This is a genomic window from Proteus sp. G2609 (assembly GCF_963896135.1).
In the GTDB taxonomy this organism is placed as follows: Bacteria; Pseudomonadota; Gammaproteobacteria; order Enterobacterales; family Enterobacteriaceae; genus Proteus; species Proteus mirabilis.
The window spans coordinates 120,654-144,504 of the sequence record NZ_CAWQNB010000041.1 but is presented as its reverse complement, the minus strand read 5'-3'; the positions used below and the strand labels follow the sequence as shown (position 1 = coordinate 144,504).

25 protein-coding genes, 1 tRNA gene and 1 pseudogene are annotated in these 23,851 nt (G+C 34.7%); 15 read left to right on the top strand and 12 right to left on the bottom strand.

The window, feature by feature from the left end; all coding sequences use genetic code 11:
• Nucleotide 1 precedes the first annotated feature (1 nt).
• On the top strand, nucleotides 2–1,390 hold the full coding sequence (locus tag AACV01_RS15980) for a phage tail fiber protein (RefSeq protein WP_161683232.1): 1,389 nt from the start codon (nucleotides 2–4) through the stop codon (nucleotides 1,388–1,390).
• 4 nt (nucleotides 1,391–1,394) lie between these two features.
• Here AACV01_RS15980 and AACV01_RS15975 read toward each other — a convergent pair whose 3' ends face one another.
• Nucleotides 1,395–1,625 carry a DNA polymerase III subunit theta gene (locus AACV01_RS15975; RefSeq protein ID WP_161683230.1) on the bottom strand — a complete coding sequence of 77 codons (231 nt, stop codon included), beginning with the start codon at nucleotides 1,623–1,625 and terminating at the stop codon, nucleotides 1,395–1,397.
• Nucleotides 1,626–2,040: 415 nt separating this feature from the next.
• Here AACV01_RS15975 and AACV01_RS15970 point away from each other — a divergent pair, with 415 nt between their 5' ends.
• Nucleotides 2,041–2,571 (top strand): GNAT family N-acetyltransferase, encoded by a 531-nt coding sequence (locus tag AACV01_RS15970; protein WP_036908197.1) that lies wholly within the window; start codon nucleotides 2,041–2,043, stop codon nucleotides 2,569–2,571.
• A 233-nt stretch (nucleotides 2,572–2,804) separates the two neighbouring features.
• Here AACV01_RS15970 and AACV01_RS15965 read toward each other — a convergent pair whose 3' ends face one another.
• Both AACV01_RS15965 and AACV01_RS15960 read right to left on the bottom strand, forming a co-directional pair.
• Nucleotides 2,805–3,149, bottom strand: coding sequence for a DUF1869 domain-containing protein (locus AACV01_RS15965; RefSeq protein WP_161683228.1), 345 nt, complete (start codon nucleotides 3,147–3,149; stop codon nucleotides 2,805–2,807).
• A 2-nt stretch (nucleotides 3,150–3,151) separates the two neighbouring features.
• Nucleotides 3,152–3,484, bottom strand: coding sequence for a DUF1971 domain-containing protein (locus AACV01_RS15960; protein WP_004247785.1), 333 nt, complete (start codon nucleotides 3,482–3,484; stop codon nucleotides 3,152–3,154).
• Between the two features lie 355 nt (nucleotides 3,485–3,839).
• On the opposite strand from AACV01_RS15960, the gene cbpA reads away from it, so the two are divergent.
• From cbpA to yafC, 3 genes are all read left to right on the top strand, one after another.
• Entirely contained in the window at nucleotides 3,840–4,784 is a 945-nt protein-coding gene (gene cbpA / locus AACV01_RS15955) for a curved DNA-binding protein (protein WP_004247010.1), read from the top strand.
• Nucleotides 4,784–5,089 (top strand): chaperone modulator CbpM, encoded by a 306-nt coding sequence (gene cbpM / locus AACV01_RS15950; protein WP_004247011.1) that lies wholly within the window; start codon nucleotides 4,784–4,786, stop codon nucleotides 5,087–5,089. The genes cbpA and cbpM overlap by 1 nt, the downstream gene beginning before the upstream one ends.
• A 144-nt stretch (nucleotides 5,090–5,233) precedes the next feature.
• Nucleotides 5,234–6,130 (top strand): DNA-binding transcriptional regulator YafC, encoded by an 897-nt coding sequence (gene yafC / locus AACV01_RS15945; RefSeq protein WP_161683227.1) that lies wholly within the window; start codon nucleotides 5,234–5,236, stop codon nucleotides 6,128–6,130.
• A 56-nt stretch (nucleotides 6,131–6,186) separates the two neighbouring features.
• On the opposite strand, the gene dkgB is transcribed toward yafC, so the two are convergent.
• Entirely contained in the window at nucleotides 6,187–6,990 is an 804-nt protein-coding gene (gene dkgB / locus AACV01_RS15940) for a 2,5-didehydrogluconate reductase DkgB (protein WP_017827333.1), read from the bottom strand.
• A 561-nt stretch (nucleotides 6,991–7,551) separates the two neighbouring features.
• Between dkgB and AACV01_RS15935 the strand changes: the two genes are divergently transcribed.
• The gene (locus AACV01_RS15935) at nucleotides 7,552–9,048 is read left to right on the top strand and encodes a C69 family dipeptidase (RefSeq protein WP_161683225.1); all 1,497 of its coding nucleotides are present in this window, start codon (nucleotides 7,552–7,554) and stop codon (nucleotides 9,046–9,048) included.
• Between the two features lie 78 nt (nucleotides 9,049–9,126).
• Here the strand turns inward: AACV01_RS15935 and AACV01_RS15930 are convergent, their stop codons facing one another.
• Nucleotides 9,127–10,023: an AraC family transcriptional regulator gene (locus tag AACV01_RS15930; protein WP_161683223.1), complete on the bottom strand. Its 897-nt coding sequence runs from the start codon at nucleotides 10,021–10,023 to the stop codon at nucleotides 9,127–9,129.
• A gap of 351 nt (nucleotides 10,024–10,374) precedes the next feature.
• On the opposite strand from AACV01_RS15930, the gene AACV01_RS15925 reads away from it, so the two are divergent.
• The 6 genes from AACV01_RS15925 to AACV01_RS15900 all read left to right on the top strand — a co-directional run bounded on the left by AACV01_RS15925 (nucleotide 10,375) and on the right by AACV01_RS15900 (nucleotide 15,536).
• Entirely contained in the window at nucleotides 10,375–10,707 is a 333-nt protein-coding gene (locus AACV01_RS15925) for an MliC family protein (RefSeq protein ID WP_004247019.1), read from the top strand.
• Between the two features lie 294 nt (nucleotides 10,708–11,001).
• On the top strand, nucleotides 11,002–11,859 hold the full coding sequence (locus AACV01_RS15920) for an alpha/beta fold hydrolase (RefSeq protein ID WP_161683221.1): 858 nt from the start codon (nucleotides 11,002–11,004) through the stop codon (nucleotides 11,857–11,859).
• Nucleotides 11,860–12,273: 414 nt separating this feature from the next.
• Complete coding sequence (cspE, locus tag AACV01_RS15915) at nucleotides 12,274–12,486, top strand: transcription antiterminator/RNA stability regulator CspE (RefSeq protein ID WP_004247021.1); 213 nt, start codon at nucleotides 12,274–12,276, stop codon at nucleotides 12,484–12,486.
• Nucleotides 12,487–12,942: 456 nt separating this feature from the next.
• Complete coding sequence (gene lpxL, locus AACV01_RS15910) at nucleotides 12,943–13,869, top strand: LpxL/LpxP family Kdo(2)-lipid IV(A) lauroyl/palmitoleoyl acyltransferase (RefSeq protein WP_017827330.1); 927 nt, start codon at nucleotides 12,943–12,945, stop codon at nucleotides 13,867–13,869.
• Nucleotides 13,870–14,133: 264 nt separating this feature from the next.
• The gene (locus AACV01_RS15905; RefSeq protein WP_046335278.1) at nucleotides 14,134–14,889 is read left to right on the top strand and encodes a class I SAM-dependent methyltransferase; all 756 of its coding nucleotides are present in this window, start codon (nucleotides 14,134–14,136) and stop codon (nucleotides 14,887–14,889) included.
• Nucleotides 14,890–15,035: 146 nt separating this feature from the next.
• On the top strand, nucleotides 15,036–15,536 hold the full coding sequence (locus AACV01_RS15900; protein ID WP_012367748.1) for an anti-virulence regulator CigR family protein: 501 nt from the start codon (nucleotides 15,036–15,038) through the stop codon (nucleotides 15,534–15,536).
• Nucleotides 15,537–15,824: 288 nt separating this feature from the next.
• Here AACV01_RS15900 and AACV01_RS15895 read toward each other — a convergent pair whose 3' ends face one another.
• A complete protein-coding gene (locus tag AACV01_RS15895) occupies nucleotides 15,825–15,983 on the bottom strand; it encodes a hypothetical protein (RefSeq protein WP_004247025.1) in 159 nt (52 codons plus the stop codon).
• A 451-nt stretch (nucleotides 15,984–16,434) separates the two neighbouring features.
• Between AACV01_RS15895 and AACV01_RS15890 the strand changes: the two genes are divergently transcribed.
• A complete protein-coding gene (locus AACV01_RS15890; protein WP_004247793.1) occupies nucleotides 16,435–16,611 on the top strand; it encodes a hypothetical protein in 177 nt (58 codons plus the stop codon).
• A 176-nt stretch (nucleotides 16,612–16,787) separates the two neighbouring features.
• Here the strand turns inward: AACV01_RS15890 and AACV01_RS15885 are convergent.
• Nucleotides 16,788–17,534, bottom strand: a pseudogene (locus AACV01_RS15885) (SAM-dependent methyltransferase); the annotation flags it as partial.
• A gap of 850 nt (nucleotides 17,535–18,384) precedes the next feature.
• Here AACV01_RS15885 and AACV01_RS15880 point away from each other — a divergent pair.
• On the top strand, nucleotides 18,385–18,963 hold the full coding sequence (locus AACV01_RS15880; RefSeq protein ID WP_071233580.1) for an RBBP9/YdeN family alpha/beta hydrolase: 579 nt from the start codon (nucleotides 18,385–18,387) through the stop codon (nucleotides 18,961–18,963).
• A gap of 112 nt (nucleotides 18,964–19,075) precedes the next feature.
• Here AACV01_RS15880 and AACV01_RS15875 read toward each other — a convergent pair whose 3' ends face one another.
• From AACV01_RS15875 to AACV01_RS15860, 4 genes are all read right to left on the bottom strand, one after another.
• Nucleotides 19,076–19,702, bottom strand: coding sequence for a LysE family translocator (locus AACV01_RS15875; RefSeq protein ID WP_060555094.1), 627 nt, complete (start codon nucleotides 19,700–19,702; stop codon nucleotides 19,076–19,078).
• Nucleotides 19,703–20,054: 352 nt separating this feature from the next.
• Nucleotides 20,055–20,131, bottom strand: a tRNA-Pro gene (locus tag AACV01_RS15870).
• A 126-nt stretch (nucleotides 20,132–20,257) separates the two neighbouring features.
• Nucleotides 20,258–21,991 carry an LPS biosynthesis-modulating metalloenzyme YejM gene (gene yejM, locus AACV01_RS15865; RefSeq protein ID WP_017628394.1) on the bottom strand — a complete coding sequence of 578 codons (1,734 nt, stop codon included), beginning with the start codon at nucleotides 21,989–21,991 and terminating at the stop codon, nucleotides 20,258–20,260.
• Between the two features lie 23 nt (nucleotides 21,992–22,014).
• Complete coding sequence (locus AACV01_RS15860) at nucleotides 22,015–22,242, bottom strand: YejL family protein (protein WP_004247042.1); 228 nt, start codon at nucleotides 22,240–22,242, stop codon at nucleotides 22,015–22,017.
• A gap of 163 nt (nucleotides 22,243–22,405) precedes the next feature.
• Here AACV01_RS15860 and yejK point away from each other — a divergent pair, with 163 nt between their 5' ends.
• Entirely contained in the window at nucleotides 22,406–23,410 is a 1,005-nt protein-coding gene (gene yejK, locus AACV01_RS15855) for a nucleoid-associated protein YejK (RefSeq protein WP_004247043.1), read from the top strand.
• Nucleotides 23,411–23,493: 83 nt separating this feature from the next.
• Here the strand turns inward: yejK and rplY are convergent, their stop codons facing one another.
• Nucleotides 23,494–23,778, bottom strand: a complete 285-nt coding sequence (rplY, locus tag AACV01_RS15850) for a 50S ribosomal protein L25 (protein WP_004247799.1) — start codon at nucleotides 23,776–23,778, stop codon at nucleotides 23,494–23,496.
• Between the last annotated feature and the right edge of the window lie 73 nt (nucleotides 23,779–23,851).

The following is a 23,851-nucleotide window of genomic DNA, read 5'->3' as shown; positions in this document are numbered from 1 at the left end:
CATGATATACACAACAGGCACTGTTAGCACAGTGTCAGGGTCTGCTATTGTCTCTGGCACAGGTACTAAATGGACAGTTAATAATCCCGCTATTCGCTCAGGCACCATTATTTTAATTAAAAATGGTAATTCTAATTTTATTTACATGGTGGATAGAGTTAATAGCGATACAGAATTAGTCATTTCACAGCCGGCTACATTTACCGTAAAAAACACCAGTTACAGTATTAATCTCACTGAGCCGAACTCATACAGCGACGCTAATAATCGTATGACCGCTATTGCATCAGATACGACGTATTTTCTGCGAGCAATGGATCAATGGATGATGAATAACGGTGTGGTAACAGTAGAGCTATCTAATGGGCAAAAGGTTACACTCGATAGCATCAAGAAGATGCAGGGGGATATTAGTAATAAAGCTGATTTAACCTTATCAAAAACACAATCATTCACATCAGCGATAGAAGCAACAACGAAACTAACTTCAAAATCAGCAGATGGTAAAACATCAATATCATTGACGACCAGTAATGCAGGCGGAACCAATATCGAACTCAATTCTGCATCGGGTTATAACGGAATTCAAATACCAAAATTATCAGGCACAATGATGTTGATTGGTGATTACGGTATTGGTGGTGCAGGTCTTAGCGAACCATCATTAGTCTCATGTTTTTATGGCTCATCTTCTGGTTCACCAGGGTTTCCAAGTAATGGTGCCGGCTGGCAATCTACATATAACGGAAATCGCCGAGCTATGTTATTTATGAATACATCTGGCATATTAATGAGTCGTTTCAGTTCATCAAATGATGTTGTTGATACTACGACACCTTGGAATGCGATATGGAGCGCCAAAAACACAACGGTAGACAGTAACGGTTTTATTAAACGCGCCTCACCAATCATCGACATCAATCCCGACGGCACATTCACCACTAACGACGAATCAGAAGGTGCTGCGGTTACTCGAGTAGCTCAGGGTGAATATCTTATCGAAGGCGTTTTAGGCTTTAACTCAGATGCAGGTTGGGGTGGTGTTGATGGGGGTATTGAAATTCCACTCGATGTTAATAAACAGCCGTTGATATGGGTAGACTCTAAAGTTATGGAGGACGGTTCTATTCTCGTGAGAACGTATCATCGAACTCACCCTAACGCACCTAAATTCGCCCGTAATGATATTGATGGTTACAAAGACGGCGACCCAATTGATATCCCTGATGGTCGTTTTATCTCCGTTCGTGTACAAATGCCAGAGCAATCCATCTATAACGTGAGAATGAGAGAGATGGAAGAAGCGCAGAAGGTGGAAGAGGAACGCAGAAAAAAAGAAGAGGAGATGAAAGAGCAATACGGGCTGGGTGAAAATGACGTATTGCTATAATTAATTATTCTGTCTTCAAATACTGCACCGATTTTCCATCCGGCAATTGCTTACTTCTCTCACGATAAAACGCTAATCGTTCATTAAAGTACGCTCTCAGGTGTGCTGGTTGTTGCCGTTCAACTTCGGATGCAACAACTGGCATATTGAGCCGTTCTTTATATGCGACACCACTTGCGGCTAAATCGACATTCACTTTGTCTTTTTCTTCTTGAGGTAAGTTTGCGAGGTTCATAACAGATCCGGTTAGTTTTTGGAGAGTATAGCAGGGTGTGGAATTAAAAAATCAGAGGTGGTATAAAAGTATCACCTTTCTTTTTCCTGTATTCATATCTTATCAAAAAATAGCCTCTAAAAATCCAAAGGGGGTATTTATGGGGGTATGAAAATTTGTGTTTTTATTTATTTTTATTTGAATCAACGTGTTAATCTCTTTGTTTTATTCTCTCCTCCTCCGCCATTTCAATGTCTCCTGACGTCTCCTAGTGTCTCCTTAACTTCCTTTGATCCACTAAAAAATTTCCTAGTTAATAGTTTTATTCATGATTATTCAAATTTCTGTTTGTATAAAGAGTATTGAGCATTATTGTAACCTCTAAATATTTCGAATAGATTATGGTTGAATATATTTACGACTGGGGACACTCAATATGATGATTTATTGTTATGATGACAAAATAAGTGAAATTAAAATAGAACAACTCACCAAATTGTTATATAGATGTGTCCTTGGTGGGGCAAGTGTTGGGTATACTGACGCAGAAACTCAAATAGATGATATGAGAAATTATTGGCTTAGTGTTAATCACTCATTATCAACAAATACGTTTAAATTAATTACTGCAGTGATTGACGGACAAATAGTCGGTGTTGTTGGTCTTGAATTATGCACTAAACCAAATGGCAAACATCGTGGGGAGATTTGCAAACTATTAGTATCCCCTGATCATAGGCATAAAGGAATAGCACAGCAATTGATGCAAAAGGCTGAACAAATAGCATGGGAGAGAGGGATAACACTTTTAACTTTAGATACCATTACAAAAGGTATGACGGTGAGTTTATATCGCTTTCTTGGTTGGCAAGTTAGTGGTGAAATTCCTGAGTTTGCTCAAGCAGTTGATGGTAAGTTTGAGGCTACAACCATTATGTTTAAACTTAAGCCTGAGAGTAATAGTTAAATAAAAATAAGTTAATGTCATTTTGCTATATATGATATTTTTCTAAATGCACCAAAATAAGCCCCAATCCTAGAGCTTATTTTTAAATTAACGATTAAAAAATTTAATTATTAACAATCGTTAATGTACTAAATGATGAATAAGATATTGTATTCATCATTTAGTAGCTTATTAACTCTATTTCCTTTATAGAATGAGATAGTGACTGCTTTAATTGTTGATTAATTTTTAATTTACCAACCACAAACATTGGCTTCTTCATCCATATCATAACCACGGACGATATTGATTAAATCTTTAACCATTAGACTCGCCATATCAGGATCAAGTAAATCTTTTATCTCGCATTCTTTATCCACTGAAACACCATTATTTTTATTGGTGAGCGTTAAAGTTAGCGCTTGGGCTGAGAGATCTATTTTGCTCTTTAATTCGTTAGTTAATAACAAAATTTCTTTAGTGGCAACATCAGGAATATAAAGTATCTTAGGATTAAGGAAGATTTTCTCTACTTTATCATTACTGTTATCACAAATAAGTGTCAATAAATAACCTTTATTATCATGTTCCATAGTCATTTTTAACCTTCAGCAAGTATTTTGGGGTCAACATAAAAGTCGATATTAAACACGGTGTCTTCAGTTTGTGCTTCAATTCTGTGCCAAGTTTCTGGTGGAAATACACCAAACTCACCCTCCTTAATCACTAAGGTTTCGGTAGGCTTTGGGCTATATTGATCGGCATAGGCATAATAAATAATAGTGCCTTGCATCACGGATAATCTAGGGTATACCCCTTGCTGGGTGCCTTTGTCTAAATGTCTCTCCCAGATTGATTTAGGGGCTGTCTCCCTTGTCCAAAAAGGCGTTGTTCGTATATGAATATAGTTTGTGGGAATAATGATACGTTTCATTGCTTCTCCCTTATTATTGTCAGTTATTTTGTTGCTTTTTATCTTAGTGAAAATAAAAAACAGAGATAAATCACCTGATAAATTATTTCTTCGTTGACCAAAATTTACCGCCAATAAAGAAGTATTTCAAATGCAATTTAATGATATTTAGATGATTAGTTATTCGATTTAGCTCTAACTATTTGTTTTTATTTATTTAAAAATATTTTAATAAATAAAAAAATTTTTAAGTTTAGCTTTCTAATAAGCTTAAATAGGGATTTATGAAACTTATTTTGGTTAACAAAAAAGCGTTCTCTGTCCTATAATCTATAGATGTAGGGTATTTAATGTTTAACATAATCGAGATATCACTATGGAATTAAAGGATTATTACGCCATTATGGGGGTAAAACCCACTGATGACATGAAAACAATTAAAACTGCTTATCGCCGTTTAGCGAAAAAATATCACCCAGATGTAAGTAAAGAGCCAGATGCTGAGGAGCGTTTTAAAGAAATAGCACAAGCTTGGGAAATTCTTGGTGATGAACAGCGTAGAGCTGAATATGACGAACTTTGGGCTCACCGCAATGATCCGAAATTTAAACAATTTACACAGCACAACAATTCACATTCAAACCAACAAAGTTTTAGTCAGGAAGATTTTGACGATCTTTATGCTTCTTTCTTTGGTCAAGGTTCACCTTTTGAAGGGCGCCATTCACGTCAAGCACCTAGACAACGTGGACAAGATCTAGAAATTGAATTACCGGTTTTTCTTGAAGAAGCACAAGAAGAGCATAAGCGTACCATTAGCTATCATTTACCGGTTTATAATGTCTTTGGCATGATAGAGAAAGAAATTCCTAAGACCTTGAATGTCAAAATTCCTGCCGGTGTTGTTGATGGACAACGTATTCGTTTAAAAGGCCAAGGTACTGCTGGGGAGAATGGCGGAGAAAATGGTGATTTATGGCTAACTATTCGTATTGCACCTCACCCATTATTTGATGTAAAAGGGCATGATCTTGAAATTGTGGTTCCTATTGCACCTTGGGAAGCCGCATTAGGTACTAAAATTGCTATTCCTACACTTAAAGATAAAATTTTACTTACTATTCCTCCCGCTAGTCAGGCAGGTCAACGCCTGAGAATTAAAGGAAAAGGCTTAGTAAGCAAGCAAAAGAGTGGTGATCTCTATGCCATTTTGAAAGTCGTCATGCCACCTAAGGTGGATGAAAAAACACATTCATTATGGCAACAACTCGCCGAAGCCCAAGCCGATTATAATCCACGTAAAAACTGGGAGAATAAATAATGGCACAATTAACAACAATATTTACTATGACTGAGCTTTGTCATCATACTGGTGTTTCCAAAGAGGAACTTCAAGAAATTGTTGAATTAGGGGTTATTGAGCCTGTAGAAATTACCACCCAGGAGTGGTTTTTCAATGATGATGCAGTTGTTGTTGTACATCGGGCGTTAAAACTTCATCGAGAGTTAGCATTGGATTGGCATGGTATTGCAATCGCCTTGACATTGTTGGATGAAAATGAACGATTAAAGCAAGATAATAAACAACTTCGACAACAGCTTATGCGCTTTATTAATAATGAATAAAGTGTCAGATAATATATCGCTAATTGCTTGAGAGAAACTAACTATAAAGATATGGAAATCATTTTTTAAAGCAATTAGCGTATATATTATATAATAAGAGTGATTCACCATTAGGTTATTATTCACTCGTTTCTAAGGTCAGTCATGAAAGCCACCTCAGAAGAAGTCCAAGTTTTTATTGCAGTGGTTGAAAGTGGTAGTTTTACACGTGCTGCAGAAAAATTAGCATTAGCCAATTCTGCTGTTAGTCGTACAGTAAAAAAACTTGAGTCAAAGCTAGGCGTTAATTTATTAAATCGAACTACGCGACAATTGAGTTTAACGGAAGAGGGGGAGCATTACTTTCATCGTATGCAAGTTATCTTACAAGATATGAAATTAGCTGAAGATGAATTAATTAATACACAAAAAACACCACAGGGTCTATTACGTATTGATGCCGCAACGCCGGTTGTTTTGCATCTACTGGTGCCTTTTATTAAACAATTTCAGCAAAAATATCCTCAAATAACCCTCTCTTTAGTTTCATCTGAAACATTTATCAATCTTATTGAACGTAAAGTAGATATCGCGATTAGAGTTGGTAATTTAACGGATTCCAGTTTACGGGCAAAACCATTATTGAATAGTTATCGGAAAATTGTTGCGACCCCTGACTATCTCGCCCGTTATGGACAGCCTAAAATCGCAGAAGATCTGCTTGACCATACTTGTCTAACTTTTACTGAACCAGTATCACTAAACACATGGCCTATTGAGCGAGAGAATGGACAATTATTAGAAGCTCCTATGGGAATATCGTCGAATAGTGGAGAAACGATAAGACAATTGTGTCTCGAAGGTAATGGTATTGCTTGCCTTTCCGATTTTATGGTGGTTAATGATATCGAAAATGGTCGATTTATCGAATTATTCCCCGATAAGCTGCGACCTATAGTTATGCCTTTTAATGCCGTTTATTATAGTGAAAAAGTGGTTAGCCAACGCATCCGTGTATTTATTGATTCTCTGAGTGAGTATATTGCTAAAAAAGTAGGTTAAGATATATAGGTGATAAAAATAATATCACCTATATTACGATTTAAATTGGTTAATCATTAATCCCAATGAGGCGCTAAACCTTCTGGGCTAACTAAACGATCATGACAATCTAACTTTGCAATCGCTTGTTTATCTTCACTATCCAATTTGATATTTACGCTGAGTAAATTACTGGCTAAATTTTCACGTTTTGTTGAAGATGGAATAACAGAATAACCTTCATTCATCGCCCAAGCTAAAATGATTTGTGCTGGTGTTGCATTGTGTTTTTTTGCAATGGTTTGTATTGTTTCATCTTTTAATGCTTTGCCGTAAGCTAGAGTCATATAAGATGTAATATGAATGCCATGCTGTTTAGCCCAATTTACCACTTTATGATTTTGTAAATAAGGTGATAATTCGATTTGGTTTGTTGCGATATTTTCAACACCAACGGCAGCAATAGCTCGTTCCATTAATGGAATGGTAAAATTTGAAATACCAATTTCTCGCGTTAATCCCATCTGTTTCGCAGCTAATAACTCTTGCATAAATTCTTTAACAGAAACTGCATCATTTGGTGATGGCCAGTGTACTAGAGTTAAGTCAACATAATCTGTTTGTAAATCACTTAAGCTTTGTTTCAAACTAGGAATTAATTTATCTTTACTTAAATTTTCTACCCAGATTTTTGTTGTGATGTAAAGCGCATCGCGAGATATACCACTTTCTGCAATAGCTTGTCCTATAGCAGCTTCATTTTCATAAATTTGTGCTGTATCAATAGCACGATAACCTAGTTCTAGTGCAGTTTTTACAGAATTTATAACCGCATCGTCTTTTAAACGAAAAGTACCAAGACCTAAAACGGGAACACTCATACATCTCTCCTGAAAGGTAATAACAGTAGGGGAATTAAGTTGATATTTGTGACACCTTATTGGGTGCCTCATCGTCATGGTGGACAGTATAGTCTTTTTTATTGTTCTAAAAACAAGCTATAAAGCAAAAGACTTTTGTGATAAAAGCAATAATCAAATATATCAGTTTATAGGGAATAAAAAGTTCTTGGTATAAACATAATTAAAAATAAAATAATAAATTTATAATTATATTTTAGGTAAATAAATACGTTTTTTTATTAACGATATATCATATGATTATATTTTAATACACAATTCAACCAACATAGTTTGCGATATTTTTTAATATTTGACTACATCATATAATATTATTTGATTTTATATACACTATAAAAAATAGTTGTTAGGCTGATGCGATTTTTATTTTTTAAATAGTTAATCATTGAGATGTTAATCACGGTAATTGATTGTTTCTCATTGCTAATATTCTGCAGACCAAAAAATATCAAGTTTTTTACTCTAAAATAGAGATAATTAATTGAGATATAAATTATAAATAACAAGCAAATGAGGCATTATATGTTTTTATTTAAAAAAGCTGTTATCGCTTTGTCAATTAATATCGCATTAGTTTCTTCGGCTCTGGCCTGCACAACGTTATTAGCAGGGAGTGAAGCAACTAATGATGGCTCTTTGATTGTAGCTCGTAGCGCAGATAGTGATGCTTTAAAAGCACAACATTTTGTTATTCATCCAGCCAAAAATAATCAGACTGGTATTTATAGCACTCAAGCCCATCATGGCGCTAATAACTTTACTTATCCACTACCTAAACACTCATTACGTTATACCACTGTACCTAATTGGAAAACTCAATTGCATGGTGCAACGGGTTTTAATGAGCTAGGCGTTGGGGTGAGTGGTACAGAATCTATTTTTGCCTCACCTAAAGCATTGGCGTTCGATCCTTATGTTGAAGATACGGGGATCACTGAAGATGATATTCCAGATATTTTACTCTCAAGGGCAAAAACTGCCCGTGAAGCAATTGAATTACTGGGGAACATCATCGAAACACAAGGTGCGGGAGAAGGGTTTGGGGTTGCCGTCGTTGATAAAAATGAGGTGTGGTACCTAGAAACAGGTACAGGTCATCAATGGATGGCGCAAAAACTACCAAAAGATAAATATTTTGCGACGGGTAATCAAGGGCGTTTACAGGCCTACCATATAGATAGTAATGATAATTTAGGTTCTAAAAACTTAGTTGAGTTTGCAATAGAAAAAGGACTTTATGATCCTGCCACTGATGGCGAATTTAATTTTTCTAAAGCCTATACGCGTGATGATGAACGTGATCTCACTTATAATTACCCGAGGGTTTGGGTTATCCAGCAACAATTTAACCCTTCTCTGAAACAGAATGTGGCAGATGGTCGTCAATTTGCGCCTATGCTGACACCGGAGAAAAAAGTATCAGTAGAAGACGCCAAAGCGATGTTACGCAACCATTTTGACGGTACAGAACATGATCCTTATACCAATGGATTGAATGGCAATGAACCATGGCGACCAATAAGTGTGTTTCGTACTTATGAATCTCATGTGATGCAAGTAAGGCCTGAATTACCGCAAGAGATTGGTGAAGTGACTTATGTTGGTTTGGGAATGGCTGATCTAACCGCTTTTGTTCCTTATTACAGTGGATTAAAAGCATATCCGCAACACTATGCTATTGGAACAGATAAAGCAGATAATGACTCTATCTATTGGAAATATCGTAAGTTACAAACATTAGTAATGACAGATTATCCTCAATTTGCTCCTATTGTTAAAAAAGCATACCAAGAATGGGAAGCTAAAACAGCATTAGAACAAAAAGAAATGGAGGCTAACTATTTGTCACTGAGTAAAAAGAATAAAGCAGCAGCGGATAACATGCTGAATGAATTTAATTTACGTGTAATGGCTGATGCAGAGCAACTAACTGAAAACTTAACTAATCAACTCTTTACTCTTAAAACTAAAAATATACAAGATGAGATCTTTTTTGCTAATCAATCTAAAAAAGATTAATTATTTTAACGTATTATAAATATTAAAAAGATCTCAAGATGCGTAATCAGATTGAGATCTTTTTATTTCTATTAGCGACTAAAGAACAGGAATATAGTAACTAATTTCTTGTAGATGCTGCTCACTATGGCCGATTAACTTATCATAGCTAATCGATTGTTTTAAGGTATAGCGCTCAATATCTGGACCAGATCGACGTAGCAAATTCATCTTTGGCAATACTTTGGTATATACAGTATAAATAATATCATCATACCCGGTGAGGGAATCTAAAATATTATCCATCTCAAAAGTAATAACTAAATATTTCCCATTGGGTAATTCTACTTTAGACATAGTGGAAATATTAGCAGAGCTTGTTAATTGTTCTTTACTTACTGCTGTTGTATAAATATAAGTCGTATCATCTAGCGAGCCTGCAGAAGCACGATGTGTGGCATACATTTCTGTAGGGATGGTATGTATTTCTTTTAAAAACTTCTTCCAAAATTCTTTTCTAAATTTTTTCTTATCATAATTCCATGCTGAAATATTTTTATTGTATTGATGAGCCATACCTATCAACTCTTTAGAAGGTAAGGTCATTACTTCATATTTTGCTTTAAGTTCAACAGTTTCTAATGCTGGAAAGATAAGCTCACTAATATCCCAACCTTGCTTTTTCCTATATTCAGAAGGGGTGATATTAAATTGTTTTTTAAACGCACGACAAAACGTTTGTTGCGAATCAAAATGGTATTTTAAAGAAATATCTAAAAGGCTACTACGAGTGATCCTCAACGCATAAGCGCCACAAGATAAACGGCGTGCTAGGACATATTTGCCTAAAGATATTCCTGTATATGCTTTAAATAAGCGCTGGAAGTGCCACTTGGTATAGCCTGATTTTTCAGCAATAATATCTAATGATAAACGTGAATCTAAGTTTTGCTCGATCCAAACAATGATATCTTTAACTACATTTTCTTGAAGCATTGATCTTCCCACTATTTCACTTTATCGATATTATTAGATTAATCTATTGAAAATTAATCAAATTATTATTTGACAATAATATCATATTAGGCAGATTCTGTTACTCTAATTAAGGTAAAAGTTAATAACAATAATGTAAAGTTATGTATTTGAGTTGGTTTATCCTTAAAAATTAAGCTAGTAAAACTAATCTAGACTATTATACAGTGGGAAATAATTGCTTAGAAAATCGCTTATTTCTTTATATTACCTCTATAATTAAATACGGAGATATCTTATTTTTTATTTTATAAAAGCTATCTAACCTAATTGGACTAACCATAGTTACTTTAATTATTTTAGGAGATGTAAATGCGTAAATTACTTTCTATCTCTGCAATTGCTTTATTAACTTCAATTATTGCAACACCTGCATTAGCTGCTAAAACAGAAACTTACGACTGTGAAGGGCAAAAAATCAGAGTTTCTTTCCCTAATGATGATTTGGCCGTAATGGATTATAATGATGAATTAATCGTGTTAAAATCCGCAGTCGCTGCAAGTGGTGCGCGTTATGTTGGAGAAAGTTTCCAACTGTGGGGTAAAGGTAGTGAAGAGTTCAATTTAGCGACGATGTCAGAAGATGAAATAGTCAATGATCGTATTGCTGAAGATACAGGGCGTACTTGTAAAATAGTAAAATAATTTAATGATTATTTATTGAGATAAAGGCGAGCTAGACTCGCCTTTATTTTTAAGTCATTATATATTTTTTATCGGCAGTTTGTTAGGATATCTAAATATCGATTATTTTATCTCAGATAAAATATAACTGTATAAATCAATGCATACTGAGAGTTAAAATGAAATCTTATCCTTAGCTAGTTTCAATATTAATTTTAATATCAGTTTTAATAAGAAACTGAAAAATACTTATTATATCTATCATTTTTTTAATGACGGGTATTCTATCTATAAATTAATTTTGGATACAGTCTAATGAAAGTTACAAGTGCCGAAAAACATGCATTGTTATTACCAGATAATCGAACGTTAACTTGGTATGAATCTGGCCCATCAGATGGTCAACCGGTATTATTCTGCACAGGTGCAGGGATGAGTGGGCTATTAAGTATGGATGCTGATCTGTTAACTAAGTTAAATATTCGACTTATTACACCGACTCGTCCTGGTTTAGGTGAATCAACTTTTGATCCTAAAAAGACATTAAAATCGTTTTCTAGCGATGTATTATTCTTATTAGCATATCTTAATATTAAGAATATCAGTGTGATAGGATCCTCTCAAGGTGCTGTTTTTGCAATGGCCATTTGTTACTATGGTAAAGTGGATAAGCTGGCAATTGTTGCTGGTCAAGATCAACTAGATTATCCTGAAATAAAAAAACTGTTGTCCAGTGATGTGGTTAATATGCAACAACAGGCATTATTCGATCCTGATGGATTAAAGATCTGGATCACTGAAAATATCACCGCTGACTGGTTAATGGATTTTATTCTGAATTATAGTGCTGATGTTGATTTGGCTCTTTATCAAGAAAATAAATTTTTTCCTGTTTATCAAGCTTGTATGAAAGAAGCATTTAAATATGGAAATAAGGGCTATGCTCAAGATTTATTAATCACGATGCAACCTTGGGGATTTACTCCTGAAATGATTAGCACACCTACAACATTATGGTATGGACTAAAGGATACGAGTACTGTTCACTCACCTGATTTTGGCAAGTTATTGTCTCAACGTTTTCCCCATGCACAACGTTATGTCTATGATAATGAAGGTGGCTCTTTGTTGTGGACTAAAACATCACAGATTTTAACTAATCTTATTAGTTAATCTGAGCAAATAAGCAATAAAAACAGTAGATGGTATAAATATATCAGTAGATATTGATTGTTTTGTAGAATTATCAGTATCTACTTTTAGTAGGCTTATTCCCAATAAATAGCTATCTATTTGTAAAAGTTAACAATTTCATGGTAAATAAATCAAATAAAAAATAAATTTACACTTCTATAAAAAATAAAAGTGAAAATAGTTTGCTATAAAATAAATTCTATGACTTAATAGCGTCATTGGTTTGGAAGTACAGACCTATTTATGTTAGTCCAGTTTTTAGTAGTTCACCGTTTAGCGCTATCCTTGATACCTCTTCGTTGCGAATTCCTTCAAATAGTACCCATAAGTAAAAATCCGAAATCAAACCGCAATTAGCCTTATGGCATAACTAAATTTATTAAAGGAAATTCTATGTCTAATACAATGACTGGTACAGTTAAATGGTTTAACGACGATAAAGGCTTTGGCTTTATCACACCTAAAGATGGTAGCAAAGATGTATTTGTTCACTTTTCAGCAATTCAAAGCGATAGCTTTAAATCACTGAAAGAAGGCCAAGAAGTATCATTTTCTATTGAAAATGGTGCAAAAGGTCCAGCAGCTGCTAATGTTATCGGTCTGTAATAATTATGGATTATTGCGTCTAAGACTTAAAGACACTTATATAAGTGTATCTTACTAGACGAAATAACTTAAAAACCTCACTGATGTGAGGTTTTTTTATATCTATTATTTGCTAATAAAAATAAATTTTATTCTAACTGATATTATTAAAGTTTGGTAAATATTCACCATACATAAAAAAAGAAAATAAAAATAATTTTACTTACTTTGCTATTACATATTTTTCCAAAAAGATTAGAATAAAAGCAATCAGAAAATAAAGCTATGACTGGTAGTTTTTTTTTAAGAAAAGAATAGGAAAAAGCCGTTTAAAATAAACTTATATAAGATAAATGGTAAATTTTATTAAGTGGTATTCACTAAGTAACTTATCTTAAATAAACTATCTTAAATAACTGTTGTCTAAATTAACTTAAGCTTAAAAGAAGTCTTTTAAGTGACGAAAGGACAAATCTTGTGTACGCTAAAAATTCTTTTTCACTACATCTGTTACACCCTAAATATTTTCTTACTTGGCTAGGCGTATTTATTCTTTTTTTATTAGTACAATTACCTTACACGTGGCTTTTATTCTTAGGAAAACATTTAGGATTACTATCGCGTTTTTTTATCAAAAGAAGAGTTTCGATAATAAAGAAAAATTTAGAGTTATGTTTTCCGAATAAGAGCAAAAAAGATATCGATAAGCTAGTTATGGAAAATTTATCAGCATTAGGTATTGCTCTATTCGAAACTGGCATGGCATGGTTTTGGAGCGATAACAGACTGAAAAATATCTATCAAGTCGATGGAATAACAAATTTTACTGAGGCTAATCGAAAGCATACCGGTATTTTGTTGATTGGTATTCACTCCATGTCGCTGGAGCTTGGAGGGCGTATTATGGGGTTGTGCTTCCCTGTAAACGCAATGTATCGGCCTCATAATAATAAAGCGATGGAGTTTATTCAAACTAGGGCAAGATGCCGTTCTAATAAAGGTATGATTGATAGACGTAATTTAAAGTTTATGGTCACTGAATTAAAAAAAGGGAAGGCCATTTGGTTTGCACCAGATCAAGATTTTGGTTTAAAAGGAACCACCTTTTCACCATTTTTTTCGGTTAAGGAAACGTCTACTTCAAAAGGTGCTGTTATATTAGCAAAGTTATCAGGAGCTCCTTCTTTAACGGTAACATTGGTACGTAACCATGGTCATGATGATAAAAAATATAGCTTAATTATAGGTAAAGAGCTTCATAATTATCCAACAGAAAATATTCAAAATGATACAGATAGAATGAATCATCTGATTGAAATTGAGATTATGCGAGCGCCAGAGCAATACTTATGGGCTCATAGACGCTTTAAGACCAGACCCAAAGGTGAAGCCAGTTTTTATTAATAAAAAAAGACCAACACATTAAGTGTTGGTCACAGTAAATACTGGAAGCAATGTGAGCAATGTCGTTGCAAATAGTTTAGTAAAACACTCAACTATTCACAAGTTAAAAGATAATCATTCTCAACTGGATTGTCAACCTTAAATTTTATGAGGGGATAAGTAGTGTGAGGGTAATGTAAAGGCCTACTTTAGATGCCTTGGTGCCTTGTATAATTTTTTGTTTTTAATAAGATACATAAAAATTAGTACAGACTAAGGGATATTATGCAGAGTTATCACTCTTTATCGGCTCAAGTTTACCAATTGGATAAACCGATAGGATGCAGTTTTGGCGATGTTGAATACTATCAACAGCGATTGAAAGATGTTAAAGGTAAAATTTTAGAGCCGGCAGTAGGAACAGGACGCATCCTTATTCCTTTATTGCAATCAGGTTTTAATATTGAGGGATTTGATATTTCCGAAGAGATGCTTGAATTTTGTAAGAAAAATCTAATCGAGCATGGGTTTACAACCAACTACGTAACTCAAAATAATTTAGTCACTTTTGAAGTCAATACCCCTGTCGAGGCTATTATTATTCCTACAGGGACATTCCTCTTATTAAATACCCAACAGCAGGCGATCCAAGCCTTAAAACAGTGTTATCAAGCGCTTGAGTTTGGTGGGCGCTTATTGGTTGATATTAGTCTTGCCCATCATTTTGTTAAAGGTGAATGTACTAGTCGCCAATTTAATACACCAGAAGGCGATCTAATTACCTTACAGATAATTAATGCTGAAATTGATTATATAAATCAGTTAACTACTTCACACCATCGTTATGATAAATGGCGAGATGGCAAGATCATTGAAAGTGAATGGGAAGTTTTCAGCTTAAAATGGTTTGGTGTGTCTGAATTTGAACAAATACTACGCTTGATTGGTTTTAAACAGATCACAATATCAGCCGATTACCAGTATCTGCAAACCCCCAGTAATACGACAGAAATTATGACTTTTGAAGCGTATAAAAAATAGCATTAAATAATAAGAGGCTGTATTTAAAGCTAATTTTTTATAGCCTCATTTATTTCGCCTTTCTAAAGTTAATCAGAATATTGGCAGTTGTATTTTTATGTGTGGAATTATAACGTTGTAAGGCGTCCTTTTAAGGAATAACTCACATGAAAACACCCACTTTATTAAAGCATGGCTTAATAGCTACTTTGACCTTTATGGTTTCTTTGAATTCCTTCGCCGATCCCGGAAAGGGTAAAGGTAATGGAAACGGTAACGGTAATCCTCATAGTCATCAAAATCAAAGAGGTAACAACGGTTTTAATAAAGGACATCAGAACGTAAACCAACAAGATGGATTTTCTTCACAACTGCGTATTGATAGTCGAGGAGGGCTCTCTGTCTCAATCACTTATGATGATGCAAGAGCATTAGCAATAAAGAACAATCTAACTGGATATAAAGGCCTTCCTCCGGGAATAGCAAAGAATTTAACAAGAGGTAAGCCATTACCTCCAGGTATTGCGAAAAAAGCCGTACCCAGCATTATGCTAAGTCAGTTACCGCATTACGATGGATATGAATGGCAGATAGTGGGTAATGATTTGGTGTTAATCGCAATAACCACATCAATTATTGCCTCTGTTATTAATAATGTTTTTGATTAAGGTAAAACATAGCCTCATTTTAATGTCATGTTATATCTGCTTCAAAACTATAAAACCTTCCTACTAACAGGGAAGGTTTTATGTTTATTGAAATGCAAAAATAAAAAAAAGACCAACGCTAGGAGAGTTGGTCAATAAATACTAGAAGCAATGTGAGCAATGTCGTTGTGAAAGACCGAGTAACGCACTCAACTATTCACGAGTTAAAAGATAATCATTATCATTTGAGTTGTCAACCCCACTGAAATTGTGACTACTATTTTTTGATATAAAAAACCAAGTGCTTAGCTATTTTATAAAAACAAGTGTTGGATTTTTATTAATAATAACAAGTAGATCTGCTTCTTTATTACAATTAATCGCCTTTTCTATGGCACGCATTTTTTTTATCTTTTTTGCTAAATTCTTAACATGTTGAGAGCGTAATGACATTGTTGGTTTAACCATGATATTTCTCCTTAGTAGTAGAAGAGATAACAATAGTAGGGATATTGACTAAATGCAAATGATAATTAATATCATTTGATGGCTATTAATACCCTAACTTATTAAATGTGATCTGTATGGAGCGTTTTTATTGCAATTTTTCTTGTTTTTTTCCCGTCAACAGACTAAAAAATAAGGATAAAGTACTTGAGATAAATTTTTTATCAGAACTACCTTCTGCAAATATTCTATTTAGTGCTATAAATCTCAATAATTAATATTAAAAATTACTCCGTAAATATAGAAGTATTATATTTTGTATAATTTATATTTTAACCATACTTCATTTGAAATTTTTTATATAAGTAGTATGGTAGTTAGCAGCTATTAAAAAATAGCAAAGAAATAAAAATTTATTTTTAACAAATCTAAGAGGAACCCATTTACTCTAAAATAATTGAGGAAAATAATAATGGATAATAGTGATAAGTTTTTTTCTAACGATATATGTCCTAAAACTGCTTTATATGGACAATTTTATGGGAATGATCAATACGCAGGCCGTGAACACGAAAGAAAAATATACTACGGCAGAAAATTTCCTAAAACTAAAAAAGGTTATTATTTTAAAAAGCTAATGAATTTTTAATAATAAAAATCACTATATTAAATAATATATATTTTCGAAGTGTTTATAAGATGGGTAGTCTTATATAAGGTTATCCATCTTAGATGACTTTATATATTTATCTGTGGATATTAAATTTATATAAATATAATAATTTAAAAGGTATAGCCCGTTTAGACTATACCTTTAGTGTTATTTTATCGAGCAATTAATACAAATACCCCCCAGCCTAAGTATTCTCGTGTAAAACTAACATGACGTTTAGGGGCTATAGTCAATTCTGTTCGAATTTCTTGAGCAAAATCATCGGCACTATTTTTGTCAAGCCAACGGCGCATAGTCATCCATTTAGCAGCTTCATATCTATCCCAACCCTCTTGATCTGCCAATACCATTTCGACTAGATCGTATCCTTGATTGTCGAAAGAGACAACAAGCTCAGATAAAGTTAAAAAATCTGATATGGATGAAGCACCACAAGCTTGTGCTATCTCTTGTGTTGTTGGAATTTGCCGCCAATATGGTTCTCCGATAAGAATAAGCCCACCTGTTTTAATACTTTTTGCGAGTAGCTCGATAGTTTCAATTACACCACCAGCAATCCAAGTTGCTCCTATGCATGCTGCTATATCACATTTTTTATCACTAATATAATCTGAGGCATCATGATGGATAAAATGCACTCGATGGCTGACGCCTAACTCTTCTGCTCTAGATTTTGCTTGTAGAGTAAACAGCGGGCTTATATCGATGCCAATACCTGTAATATTGTAATCGTGAGCCCAAGTACATAGCATTTCACCAGAGCCACTTCCGAGATCAAGAATTTGCCAGTTTTCTTTCATTCGTAATACTCGACCTAAGGTGGCATATTTCTCTGGTGTGAAAGGGTTATGAATACGATGCTCACTTTCGCTAATAGTGAAAATACGAGGAATATCCATTTTAATTTCCTTTAATTGTTATAAAAGAGAGTGTGAACATTATTAAACCTAGTAATATTATTGATATAATATTACTATCTAACTGATTTAATTTGCTTTTTAATTTTTTTAGAAAGGTAAGCTTATATGTTAGGACATCTAGATTTTGGCAATAATCTTTAATAAGAGTGATACAACTAGCTATAGCGCCAATAAACGTAAATTGGGTAGAAATAAGTAAAGAATAGTATTTTTGATGTGATGGATCCATACTAGAAAACCTGTTTAATCATCATATGCAATATAAGCAAACATATTGTGGTGCTTGCATGAGAATACAGCGCATTGAAACCAGCTATTCGTCCTAAAAGGTCGAAATAGTGGTTATTAGATGATTACATTTTCCAGCATCAAAGCCTCAGATAGGAATTAAAAGTTGTTTACACTAGGACATTTTCATCGATTTTTTAGATTTGTAAATGCGTAAGTCTGTAAAGTGTGAGCCGGATGATAGTTTTATTTTAGTTGAGCCATCTATTTACAATATATCAAAGTAAAAGATAGTGAACAGGGGGAACCCCGGACCTTGGCCGACGCTTATCTTGCAGACCAAACTATTTCATGCGGTGTTTTATCAGGTGTATCGTAAAACCTTGTCCTCAGTGAAGAGAGTAGTGCAGAAGCTATGTTTAATAAGAATACAAAATAACTGTTTATAAAAACAGTACTTGCTTGTGTTGTGTCCGTGATTATCTTATTATTTCTAAATCGTGGGTGACTTATTACTTACCATACTAAATTTTATCAATACCTAGGGTATACAGGTATTAAACTTATTATTTTGATAATGTGTATCTATATAGGAGGATGAGTGAAAGGCAAAAGAGTTGTTATTGTTCATGGCTATACTGCATCTCCCAAGGATAATTGGTTTCCATGGTTGAAAGAAGAGCTTGGATCATTAGGATATGATGTCAGTATACCTATGATGCCTGAGCCTAATCATCCTAACCCTAATGAGTGGCAACAAAAACTTGCCGATGAAAACATAATACTTGATAAAGATACTATTCTTATTGGGCATAGTCTGGGATGTATAACTTTATTACGTTTTCTTTCTGAACAGGCTTGTGAAGATATAACAATAGGCGGGTATATTTTAGTCGCTGGTTTTAATAGTGAACAAAAAACTTTACCTGAGTTGAACTCTCATATTTATAATAACCTGAATTATAGTAAGTTAATTAAAATATCGGATAAAAGGGTATCATTAATATCATCCAATGATTGGATTGTGAGTCCTGATTCATCCAAAAAATTAGCTAGTCAATTACAAACTCAAATTGTTATTGAAGAAGATGCGGGTCATTTTCTTGATAAAGAAGGCTATATTAAATTGCCAGTCATGCTTGATATTTTTAAATATATGCTGAATGAGCATAAGCTATAAATACAATATCAGAATATTCGTCAATTGGTTTTTATCAGTCATTTAAATAAAAGAAAGAAAAGTCGCCTTTACCTTTATAAAAGGCGACTGTTTACTCAGCGTGTGGTGTTATTTAATGGCTTTTCTGTGAAACTAAAAGCCCAATCCCTGCACTAGCTAATAAACTTGAGCACATACGATTGAACACTTTTTTAGCATGTGGTTTTTTTAGCAACTTTTTCATGTGTAAGCCTAACCAAGCGTAGAGCATTATTGCAATAAACTCGAGTAACAAGAATAAAGAACCAAGTATTAGAAACTGGGAACTAGCCGGTAATTGTGGGCTAACGAATTGCGGAAGAAAGGCCGTAAAGATAAGTATTGCCTTTGGATTTCCTGCTGCAACAAAAAACTCTTGCCTTGCTAATTTGGCAATAGAGTTATTCTTCTTATTTGAATCAAATTTGAATTCATCAGTTGGGGCTTTCCATAATTGATATGCGAGCCACAAAAGATAAGCAACCCCAGCAAATTTGATTACACTGAAAATGAACTCAGATGTTTGCAATACAACAGCTAGCCCAAATGAAGCTAGAACAATCATAACCACGAATGCGAGTAATCTACCGAGACCTCCTGCACATGAACGAGCAAACCCATAGTAGGCAGCATTATTGATTGAAAGCAGGTTGTTTGGCCCTGGTGCAAGGTTTAAAGCAAAACAGGCTGGGATAAAAAGAAGTAATGTAGAAAGTTCCATATAATTCCATTTGTATTTTTTAATGTATGTTTGCAAGGTAATCATACACTGTCGTCAACTTCGGACACAACAATTAGCATATTGACTCGTTCTTTAATATGTAACGTCACTTGCAACTAAATCGACATTTATTTTGTTTCTTTCTTCTTGAGCTAAGTTCGCAAGGCTTCTCATTCTATAAGCTCTATTAATGAATTAGAGAGTAATTATAGCATAAGAATAGGGCGAAAATTGGAACTTAAACAAGGTAAATCTGATGTGGGTTTTACACCAGTTTTACACCAGTATTACACCAAGCAAATCCCAGACATAAAAAAACCAACCGTAAGTGGTTGGTTTTTTTAAATAAAAATGGTCGGCATGATAGGATTTGAACCTACGACCCCTGACACCCCATGACAGTGCGCTACCAGGCTGCGCTACATGCCGATTGTGCTTAGTATATTACTGTTTTTTACTGCTAAAGCAACCCCTTAGATACTTAACTGCTGTATTTTTATTCATTATAGTGACGTCAGTTGTTATTAACTTTTTACTTATAGTCTTTTTTTAATACTAACGCTCAATAAATCGTTTTTGCTCAGCCAGTACTTGCAATAATAGGCGTAAATCAGGTTTGGCGGATTGGATCTCTTTGCCTGATTTATCAAACAAAGCATATCTGCCATGTTTATCTATCATTAACGTATTATCTTGTAAAAAGACCACTAGAGTTTCATTATCACCAGTAAAAATCCAAGGGTGATTACGCGTATTAGCAAATAGATCTTCGCCTTGAGAATAGTTATCTGCAGGGCTAATAACACCTAATACATGTTGCATTAGCGTTGTCATTATATCTTGGTGGCTGGTTAGTTTATCTAGTTTTTGTGGTGTAACATTAGGCCAATGTATTACCAGTGGAACCTGCGATTGACTTAAGTTAAAAGTGTCTTTATTAACAAGCCATTGGCTATCTTGTTTATCATTGTTCTGATGATAATTTGACGTTACCACTACAACGGTATTATCAAGTATGTTGCTTTCTTTTAAAGTAGTAAAAATGGTCTCTAATTGACTATTTAACTGTGCTTGAGAAGCTGATGTATGCTTATCACCGTTGATTTGTAAGAAAGAGAACCAAGGTGTGCTTTGTTTATTTTTTAACAACCATGAACGCCAACTATTAATCGTTGTGTCGTTATCCTCACTACGTGAAGTAGGTAGTGAGTAATCAGCCAGCACCGCTTGTGTAAATAATGGCGATTTAAATCCGTTAGTTGAAAATAGTGCTAATTGATAGTGACGATAATTTAAAGCGTCAAAGAGTGCTGAGTTTTTGCGGCTACTTAACACACTATCTAAATAAGACGGTGAAATGCCATAAAATAATCCAAACAGCGCCGTTTCGTTATTTATGCCTGCTGAATAGTGTTGAGAGAAAGAGAGGTTATTATCAGCAAATTGTTGCAAGCTCGGTAGTTTGGCAACGTCTTCATTACCTAATCCATCAACCACAATCATAAGTAAGTTATATGAGCTTTCATCTTTAGAATAATCAAGAGGTGCAAGCGGGTAGGTGATACTCTGTGCCGCAGGATTACCCTCGCTCATTAAGCGCTGTTCATACTCAGATTGATTAATAAAACCATGCCGTTCAAGGAATTTACGTGCAGTCATTGGATAAGACAGCGGTAAGTTTGCACGTTGCATAGTAATAGGGCGATAAAAATTAGCATCTGCCCAAATAGACATAGAGTGGGATAAAATAAAGCAACTAATAAATACACAGGCTAATGGTTTTCCCCATCGCTGGCGGTTTAAGCTGCGCAGCTTTTGCCAACTCCATGTAGCAAATAGCATTTCGATAAGAAAGATAATGGGGATGCCAATAAAAATAAGTTGCCATTCTCGCGCCATTTCACCTTCATCTGGATTGATAACCAAATCCCAAACCAACTGGGTCAAATGAAGTTGAAATTGCTGGTAAACAGCTATATCAAAAATAAGTAATGTCAATCCTGCGCTAGCTAAGGCGCAGGATATCACCCTAAGTAATCGTTGCGAAACTACCACAAAGGTCAACGGGAAAAGAATAAGGATATAAATAGCAAACACGATAAAACTAAAATGGCCCATCCAACTGACAATAGCGTAAAGACGACCTGCAAAGGTACTTGGCCAATCAGCAATAAACAGGTAACGGCTTCCAAGCAAAAGACTTAGAATAATATTAAACAGCGCAAACCAGTGACCCCAACTGATCATTTGGGATACTTTTTCACGATAGGACTGATTTCTCGTTACCATGTCTATAAATATTTCTGTGTTTATTAGTGAATATTGCCTTCATCAATTGAAGCACGTAAAGCGTGAACAAAAGAGTCTGCAATCAGCATTCGTTGAGCAGGGGCAATACTTGTGTTGATTAAGTTTGTCACCATGTTCCCCAACACCATCAAAGAAAGATCTGTAGGAGTATGATGTTTTTCAAGAACGCTGACAAGTTCTGCAAGTAATTGCTCAACTTGTTCATCACTATAACGGGATTTTTGTGGCATAAAATCTGAATTCCTACTAAATGGATAAAACGCTATATGTTACCGCAAGGCGTGTTATTTTTCTGCTATTAAATTAATTATTTTGCGGTTATACCCCTTGATAGTAAAAGTAGGGGATGTTTGAATACGCGCACAAAAAGAATCGGGATAAAGGAGGGCGCCCATGAGTCTAGATATTAACCAGTTAGTTTTGCACCAACTTATTAAGCGTGATGAGCAGACATTAGAAGTGGTACTACGTGATTCACTCTTAGACATTGAGCCGGTTGTTCAAGAGATGGTCGAAGAGTTACATCGTGTTTATAGTGCAAAAAGTAAAGCCTATGGTTTATTTAATGAAGAGAGCGAATTAGCTCAAGCATTACGTTTACAACGTCAAGGTGAAGAAGAATTTTTAGGTTTTTCTCGTGCAGCGACGGTTAGACTTAAAGATGAGTTAGCGAAATACCCTTTTGCTGAAGGGGGAACGGTTCTTTTTTGTCATTATCGTTATCTCGCGGTGGAATATTTATTAATTGCTGTATTGAATAGCTGTAATAGCATGTGGGTCAATGACAGTCTTGATGTATCTTCAACACGCTATTTAGATATTCCTCATGCAGATATTATCGCTCGTATTGATTTAACTGAATGGGAAACTTCACCCGATTCTTTACGTTATTTAACCTTCTTAAAAGGGCGTGTAGGACGCAAAGTTTCAGATTTCTTTATGGACTTTTTAGGGGCGCAAGAAGGTTTAAATACTAAAGTACAAAATAAAGGCTTATTACAAGCGGTTGATGACTTTTGTGAAGCATCAGACATGAATAAACAAGAGCGCCAAACTTGTCGTGAACAAGTCTACAGCTATTGTAATGAGCAATTGCAATCGGGTGAAGAGATTGCATTAACTGAACTAGCACAAGAGTTACCGCCATTAGGTGATCAAAACTTTGCACAGTTTACAGAAGAAAAAGGGTATGAATTAGCGGAAACTTTTCCCGCAGATCGCAGTACATTACGCCAATTAATGAAGTATTCAGGAAGTGGTGGGGGGTTAACGGTTAATTTTGATGCGAAACTGTTGGGGGAAAGAATTTTTTGGGATCCTGCTACCGATACACTGACGATAAAAGGAACTCCACCTAATTTACGCGACCAGTTACAGCGTAGAGTTTCAGAAAAATAGGCAATAGATAGAAACAAATAACGCCACATTAAGTGGCGTTACATGCTCGGCGTCCCGAAAAATAAAGCTCGAAGGTTGGCTTATTAAGCGCGCAGGAAGTCAATATGAGTAATTTTTGGCTTATACTCGTGACGTTGCACTGCTTTAACTTTAACTTTAGTTGCTTTACCATCGATAACGAGGTTAACGAAATCAGCGTAGAACTCAGATTTGTGTTCTTGGTTGATAACTTCGTTGTGATCTAAATCGATAGCGATTGGCTCTTCATTTCCGCCATAAACGATAGCTGGAAAACGGTTAGCCACACGCAGGCGGCGGCTCGCACCCTTACCCTGCTCTTTACGTACTGTTGCATTAATAGTTAACATCTTTTTTCTCTTATGAAAAAGAAAATACATACTTGTTACAGGCGACCCAGCAACAAGCTCGAGATTTGGTTTA

What these genes read in the sequence shown, in the direction of transcription:
- AACV01_RS15980 (WP_161683232.1), top strand. Translation starts at nt 2, where the DNA reads ATGATATACACAACAGGCACTGTTAGCACAGTGTCAGGGTCTGCTATT.
- AACV01_RS15890 (WP_004247793.1), top strand. Translation starts at nt 16,435, where the DNA reads ATGGATAATAGTGATAAGTTTTTTTCTAACGATATATGTCCTAAAACT.
- AACV01_RS15965 (WP_161683228.1), bottom strand. Translation starts at nt 3,149, where the DNA reads ATGACTATGGAACATGATAATAAAGGTTATTTATTGACACTTATTTGT.
- AACV01_RS15975 (WP_161683230.1), bottom strand. Translation starts at nt 1,625, where the DNA reads ATGAACCTCGCAAACTTACCTCAAGAAGAAAAAGACAAAGTGAATGTC.
- AACV01_RS15895 (WP_004247025.1), bottom strand. Translation starts at nt 15,983, where the DNA reads ATGGTTAAACCAACAATGTCATTACGCTCTCAACATGTTAAGAATTTA.
- AACV01_RS15970 (WP_036908197.1), top strand. Translation starts at nt 2,041, where the DNA reads ATGATGATTTATTGTTATGATGACAAAATAAGTGAAATTAAAATAGAA.
- cbpA (WP_004247010.1), top strand. Translation starts at nt 3,840, where the DNA reads ATGGAATTAAAGGATTATTACGCCATTATGGGGGTAAAACCCACTGAT.
- AACV01_RS15875 (WP_060555094.1), bottom strand. Translation starts at nt 19,702, where the DNA reads ATGGAACTTTCTACATTACTTCTTTTTATCCCAGCCTGTTTTGCTTTA.
- AACV01_RS15900 (WP_012367748.1), top strand. Translation starts at nt 15,036, where the DNA reads ATGAAAACACCCACTTTATTAAAGCATGGCTTAATAGCTACTTTGACC.
- AACV01_RS15920 (WP_161683221.1), top strand. Translation starts at nt 11,002, where the DNA reads ATGAAAGTTACAAGTGCCGAAAAACATGCATTGTTATTACCAGATAAT.
- cspE (WP_004247021.1), top strand. Translation starts at nt 12,274, where the DNA reads ATGTCTAATACAATGACTGGTACAGTTAAATGGTTTAACGACGATAAA.
- yejK (WP_004247043.1), top strand. Translation starts at nt 22,406, where the DNA reads ATGAGTCTAGATATTAACCAGTTAGTTTTGCACCAACTTATTAAGCGT.
- AACV01_RS15935 (WP_161683225.1), top strand. Translation starts at nt 7,552, where the DNA reads ATGTTTTTATTTAAAAAAGCTGTTATCGCTTTGTCAATTAATATCGCA.
- AACV01_RS15960 (WP_004247785.1), bottom strand. Translation starts at nt 3,484, where the DNA reads ATGAAACGTATCATTATTCCCACAAACTATATTCATATACGAACAACG.
- yafC (WP_161683227.1), top strand. Translation starts at nt 5,234, where the DNA reads ATGAAAGCCACCTCAGAAGAAGTCCAAGTTTTTATTGCAGTGGTTGAA.
- AACV01_RS15930 (WP_161683223.1), bottom strand. Translation starts at nt 10,023, where the DNA reads ATGCTTCAAGAAAATGTAGTTAAAGATATCATTGTTTGGATCGAGCAA.
- AACV01_RS15905 (WP_046335278.1), top strand. Translation starts at nt 14,134, where the DNA reads ATGCAGAGTTATCACTCTTTATCGGCTCAAGTTTACCAATTGGATAAA.
- rplY (WP_004247799.1), bottom strand. Translation starts at nt 23,778, where the DNA reads ATGTTAACTATTAATGCAACAGTACGTAAAGAGCAGGGTAAGGGTGCG.
- dkgB (WP_017827333.1), bottom strand. Translation starts at nt 6,990, where the DNA reads ATGAGTGTTCCCGTTTTAGGTCTTGGTACTTTTCGTTTAAAAGACGAT.
- cbpM (WP_004247011.1), top strand. Translation starts at nt 4,784, where the DNA reads ATGGCACAATTAACAACAATATTTACTATGACTGAGCTTTGTCATCAT.
- AACV01_RS15860 (WP_004247042.1), bottom strand. Translation starts at nt 22,242, where the DNA reads ATGCCACAAAAATCCCGTTATAGTGATGAACAAGTTGAGCAATTACTT.
- yejM (WP_017628394.1), bottom strand. Translation starts at nt 21,991, where the DNA reads ATGGTAACGAGAAATCAGTCCTATCGTGAAAAAGTATCCCAAATGATC.
- AACV01_RS15925 (WP_004247019.1), top strand. Translation starts at nt 10,375, where the DNA reads ATGCGTAAATTACTTTCTATCTCTGCAATTGCTTTATTAACTTCAATT.